The organism is Pseudonocardia tropica (assembly GCF_040105315.1).
Taxonomy (GTDB): Bacteria; Actinomycetota; Actinomycetes; order Mycobacteriales; family Pseudonocardiaceae; genus Pseudonocardia; species Pseudonocardia alni.
Window position 1 is genome coordinate 1 of record NZ_JBEDNP010000043.1, and the last position, 5,488, is coordinate 5,488.

General features: G+C 68.0%; 4 protein-coding genes. 1 reads left to right on the plus strand and 3 read right to left on the minus strand.

Features of this window, described 5'->3' with window-relative positions; translation table 11 throughout:
- Positions 1–189 (plus strand): hypothetical protein (locus tag WHI96_RS27010; RefSeq protein WP_349302489.1); only part of this gene is annotated, 189 nt, incomplete at its 5' end.
- 1,562 nt (positions 190–1,751) lie between these two features.
- Here WHI96_RS27010 and WHI96_RS27015 read toward each other — a convergent pair.
- The 3 genes from WHI96_RS27015 to WHI96_RS27025 form a co-directional block, all read right to left on the minus strand.
- Complete coding sequence (locus WHI96_RS27015) at positions 1,752–2,789, minus strand: VldE C-terminal domain-containing protein (RefSeq protein ID WP_345646853.1); 1,038 nt, start codon at positions 2,787–2,789, stop codon at positions 1,752–1,754.
- 139 nt (positions 2,790–2,928) lie between these two features.
- A complete protein-coding gene (locus tag WHI96_RS27020) occupies positions 2,929–4,392 on the minus strand; it encodes an MDR family MFS transporter (RefSeq protein WP_345646850.1) in 1,464 nt (487 codons plus the stop codon).
- Positions 4,392–5,408, minus strand: a complete 1,017-nt coding sequence (locus WHI96_RS27025) for a PLP-dependent cysteine synthase family protein (RefSeq protein WP_345646856.1) — start codon at positions 5,406–5,408, stop codon at positions 4,392–4,394. The genes WHI96_RS27020 and WHI96_RS27025 overlap by 1 nt, the downstream gene beginning before the upstream one ends.
- Between the last annotated feature and the right edge of the window lie 80 nt (positions 5,409–5,488).

The following is a 5,488-nucleotide window of genomic DNA, read 5'->3' on the forward strand; positions in this document are numbered from 1 at the left end:
CGTTCGACGATGTTCGGTGTAGGAACCTTCATCATCAACTTCTCGGGGCCCGCCTCACCGCAGCGACACGACCCCACCCGCGCGGTCGATCACGCCCTCACCTGCACTCCATTTCCGGAAGAGCCACTAAAGCCGGGAGCGCCAGTCCAGGTCACAATGAGTGACGCCTTCTGGGGCGTCGGTCTGTGACCTGTCCGACTGAGAACCTGCCGGCGTCCACGTCCGTTCAACAACGTGTCGCTCCGCAGCACAGAAAGCACAGAGTCTCGCACCCAGTGGAAAGAATGAGTGTCGTCATACATGAATGGATCCCTTGATTCGTATCCGTAATCGACAACAGACTCGGAGAGTAGGGTGGCAGCGGGCAGAATGAGACATGAGCGAGCATTTTGCCAGCGGCCACATAGGAGCTGACTCGAAGACAATTGTGACGCAGTCCAGAGTCACGGATCGAATTGCGACCGAAGCAACCGATCATCAAGTACCTGTCGATATGACGACAGCGAAGTATGTGCCGAGTAAGGTCAGGCGGTAACTGAAGGCGCCAAGGCCGGAAGCTAGATGAACTAGCCCTTGAATGATTGAAATATAGTGGGGTCGCGACGACCCGTTAAGCTCCCTGGCGAAAATAGCGCGAGCCGGCGACCAGAAACGTTCGCAGCGGCGCTTCCGGTTCGCATAGCCGCATCTGCAGGCATGCCGCAGGCGCCGTCTGCATAGCTCACCCAGTCAGCTCCGGCGGCTCGTCAGCCTTCAGCAGCCGGGAGCCTCAGCGCCTGGAGGACCACGACGAGCCGACTGCAACCTCCAGCCGCACCACCGCAGCATCGAGCCATGCCGACGCGCACGAGACAGCCGAGTGACGGGTCGCCGCACCGAACGACTGTGCGGAGTCAAGCGAGCGAATCGCGCTCGCAAGTAGCCCACCACGAGGTCGGTGGCAGCACCACAGATCAGGACCATCGCGACGGTCAGCACACTGACAGCGAGCTGGGGCCCGGTCACTCCATCCGAAAATGGGTGAGGCCAGACACCGCCCGGCGGCGTCAACCACTCCAGCCCAGATGCTTCAGTCGAGCACCCCAGCCACTTGCCCGCTAGGTGCAGGGCGGGCTGGATCACGATGGTCGCGCTGAGGAGCCTTAACAGGCTGCGGAATTGCGGCGCGATCCACCAATGCAGCCCGGTGACCGTTCCGACCAGGACAACCAGGTAGAGAGCGTGTGTCGGTTGTTCCCGACCGAGCACATCAACCATCAGCGCCGCCACAACCGTGGCGATCAGCCCACTGGCCCAAGCGCCGCGTGACTCTGACATCCCGCCGACGCGCGCAATCCTCGTCCGAGACTGCGCGACCGATGCCATGTCCCCAGTCTCCCTGCGCCGTGCTGTGACAACGCTGAGAGACCGTGCCGGACCATCGTCGCCAGCAATCCGCGAGATAAGCTCGGTCGCGCTGCCGCGATACTACTGTGCGTAACCGGCTGACGTGCATCGTCACTCGTGCCGGTAGCTCGGCTGAGTGGTGTCGGACCGGGTCCCGCAACCGGACTGGACAGATACGGGCGCGGCAGCACCGGCCGGTAGCGGCGTTGCCAGAGCGAGCCTGTCGTCGTAGGCCGTCAGGGCCAGGCCCGCAGCTAGGCGGTAGTGATCGGCAACCGCATTCGCCGGCCGACTAACACGATGGCGTCCCATCACCCGGCCGACTGCCCCGGATGCGGCTCTGCACCGCTTGACCAGTGGCTCGATCAGCGGCGAAAGGACACGTGGATGTGATCGTAGTGCCCGCCCACCGGATCTGCGGCGTCGTACACCCCGCCGCCGGTGTAGTCACTCCACCGACCGAGACCCTCCTTGGGCCGGAGCCAGATCTGGCCCTGCCAGATGATGTAGGAGACGTCGAGGGCGACGGCGTTGCGCCGGAACCACTCGGCGATCAGCCAGCCGTCATCGACGTCGCGGCCGGAGGCGAAGGTGCCGGCGGGTCCGGGGAACAGGTCGCACCCCTTCCCGAGGGGGTGATCGCTGGTCGGATTCGCCGGGCGGTCGGCGAAGCAGCGTGTCGAGGTCAGATACGGGCTATCGCTGAGCGCGCCGAAAGTGGTCCGGACCTGCTCCAGTGCGAACCGCGTCGTGGGGGTCACACAGCCCCGGGAGGTGGGGTCGTCCTCGGTGCAGCCGGCTGGGCGCGGCCGCGGGTCGTCGCCGATCACCGCACTCGAGGGGTCGGCGCAGCTGCCGCCGTCTGCGGTCGTGCGTGCCCCGGTGGTTCGCGCCGCCCCGTCACCGACCTCGGTGAGCACGTTCGCGGCGGTGTCCTCCCATTTGGCGTAGGCGGTCGGGAACGCTGAGCGTTGGACCGCCTGGGCGGCCTCCCACAGCTCCATGTCGGCCCATCCGGGGATCTGCAGCAGGCGGTCGTAGAAGATCGCGGCCGAGTACCGGGGATCGGTGACCTGCTCGGCCGAGCCCCAGCCCATCGACGGGCGTTGCTGGAACAGCCCGAGCGAGTCACGGTCGCCGTAGTCGAGGTTGCGCAGGCCGGATTCCTGCAGCGCGGTGGCCACGGCGATCCACACAGCCCGCTCCGGGACCGCGCGGTCACGGCCCACCGCGATGATGGTTGCGGCGTTGGCCAGTTGTTCGGCGCCGAGTCCGCTGGGGCCGGTCGCGGAGATGGGCACGGCCGCTGTCGGGGGCAGGCAATCCGGCCTGATCGCTACCGGGGTGAGGAAGTGCCCCATCGTGATCCGGACCAACAGCAGCCCCGCGGCGAGGACCCCCACGACGACACCGACGGCGAGCAGCCGAACACCCAGCCGCCGCAACGCCACGGCGGCGTGTCCGAGGCCGTTCACCGCCCCATGACGGACGCGCCGCTCGGTGGTCGTCGCGGACGGCTGGGCTTGTCCGCTCGTGCGGGGGTCACCATCGTCGGGCGGCCCCGGGCAGGTCGGCCAGCGGCCGCGTCGTCTCCACCGGCGTGGGAGTCGGCGGCTGCTGGGCAGCACCGATGGCCGGTAGCGGGCGGGTCGGGCTGTCGTCGTGCTGGCCGACCGCCCACAGTTGGGTGGTCGGGGGGTCGCTATCCGGTTCGCTCTGCGCTGCTCGGGTGTCCTCGGCGGGTGCGGTGAGCAGTCCGCGCCGATACAGCACCGCGAGGGCGAACCCGCACAGCAGCCCAATGACCAGTAACACCAACCACGGAGCGTAGGGGGCGCCGAGCGAGCGGGCCAGGTCGATCGCCCAGCCCGTCCCCGCGTTGCCGAGCAGGATCCCGACCCCGCACACGGTGTTGTAGAAGCCGTAATGGGTCGCGACGAGCCGGTTGCGAGCGAGCCCGACGATGGTGTCCATCTCGAACGGCAGCACCACGGCGGTCCCGATCGCGAGCAGCGCCGCGGTCGACAGCAACGCCGCCACACCCAGCACCGTCGCGATCATCGCGCCGACGTCGGGCAGCACGACCAGCAACCCGTCGGCGGCAAGCAGCGGCACGAAGGCCACGCCGAGCATGACCAGGCCCCGGCTCAGCGAGCCCGCCGGCCCCCACCGCGCACGACACCAGGCGGTGACCTTCATCTGGGCCGCGATGGTGACCCCGCCGGACACGACATACAACGCTGTCACCAACGCCGTGCCCAGGTTCCCGTCGCCGGCCAGGGTTCGAGCGTGCAACGGCAGCGCCAGATACACCTGATACGACAAGACGTAGGTGCCGATCATCGCGACCGAGAAGGGCAGGAAGCCCCTCGTTGTGGCGACGTCGCGCCACTGCGCGAGGACCGGGCGCCGATCGGCGTCGCCGCCGCCGTCACCGCGGCGGGCCGGCAGGGCCCGGATCTGGAGCACCGTGAGCACGGCGAACACGGCGGCGGCGACCAGGCAGGTGACGGCGAAGCCGATGCCGGTCAGTGCCAGTCCGACGATCGGGCCGATCAGGATGCCCGCCTGGTAGAAGATGCTGAACAGGGCGAACGCCTCGACGCGGCGTTCTCCGGCATCGCGGGCGATGTAGGCGCGCACGGCCGGGTTGAACAGCGCCCCGGCGAATCCGGTCGCTGCCGAGGCCACGACCAGGGCTGGGACGTTGTCGACCAGGCCGATCAGCGTGAATCCGCCGGTGCGCAAGGCGCAGCCGGCCACGATCATCGGCTTGTAGCCGAATCGGTCGGCCAGGCTGCCCCCGACCAGGAACATGCCCTGCTGGGAGAAGTTCCGTACCCCGAGGATCACCCCGACCATCAGCACCGAGAGCCCGAGCCCCTGGGACAGGTGGTCGGCCAGGTACGGGATGAGCATGTAGAAGCCGAGGTTGATGGTCAGCTGGTTGAGCAGTAGCAGCTGGACCGGCCGGTCGAAGGACCGGTATCTGTCGAGTACCCGCATCAGCTCTCGCGTCCTGCAGGCTGGAGCACGGTGGCACAGCGGGTCCAGCGGTGGACCTCGACCGCGTCGGGTCGGTCGATGACGTCCGGGGCGTGCACGGGTGGGCCGCTGACGGTGATCCCCTTCGCCTCGCAGAACTCGTCGTTGTAGACGGTGTCGAAGTAACGCTGCGGCCCGTCGGGGAAGATCGCGGCAATCCGGGTGTCCTGCGGCCGGGTCCGGGCGAGCCAACCGGCCACCATGCCGACCGCGCCCACGCTCCAGCCGCCGCTGGCATAGCTGGCACACGCCATCGCCCGGCATGCCGACACTGCTTCGTCCGCCCCGACCCAATGCACTTCGGAGAAGATGCTGTGGTCGACGTTGCGCGGATGGATGCTCGAACCCAGCCCGCGCATCAGCCGCGGCCGTGCCGGCTGCCCGAAGATCGTCGATCCGACGGTGTCGACCCCGACGACCTCGAGGTCAGGTAGGTGCCGGCGCAGAGCGCGCGAGATCCCCGCCGAGTGGCCACCGGTGCCGACCGAGCACACCAGGACGTCGATGTGGCCGAGTTGGCTGCGCAGCTCGTCGGCCAGGGTGGCGTAGGCGCTGACGTTGTCGGGGTTGTTGTACTGGTCGGGGCACCACGCGCCGGGATGCTGGTCGAGGATCTCGGCGACGCGCTCGCGACGCGCCTGCTGCCACCCACCGCACGCTGCAGCGGCCTGCACGGTCACCACCTCGGCGCCGTAGGCACGCAGCAACCGGTACATCAGCGGTTCCATACCCGGATCGGATACCAGCGTCACAGGGTGGCCGAAGGCGATACCGGCCAGTGCCAGTCCCAGGCCGAGCGTGCCGCTGGTCGATTCGACGATCCGGGCACCCGGCTGCAGGTCACCGCGCTCGCGTGCCTGCTCGACCATGTGCAGGGCGGGACGGTCCTTGATCCCGCCGGGGTTGGCGCCCTCGAGCTTCGCCCAGAAGTGAAGCGCCCCGGCTTCAGTGGAGGCTGGGTTCTCCCGAGATTGGATCTTCTCGGGCGGTGTCGTGAGCGTAGTAGTTCTGTTCGTACTCGACCGGCGGGATGTTGCCGATCATGGAGTGCAGCCGG

What these genes read in the sequence shown, in the direction of transcription:
- WHI96_RS27020 (WP_345646850.1), bottom strand. Translation starts at nt 4,392, where the DNA reads ATGCGGGTACTCGACAGATACCGGTCCTTCGACCGGCCGGTCCAGCTG.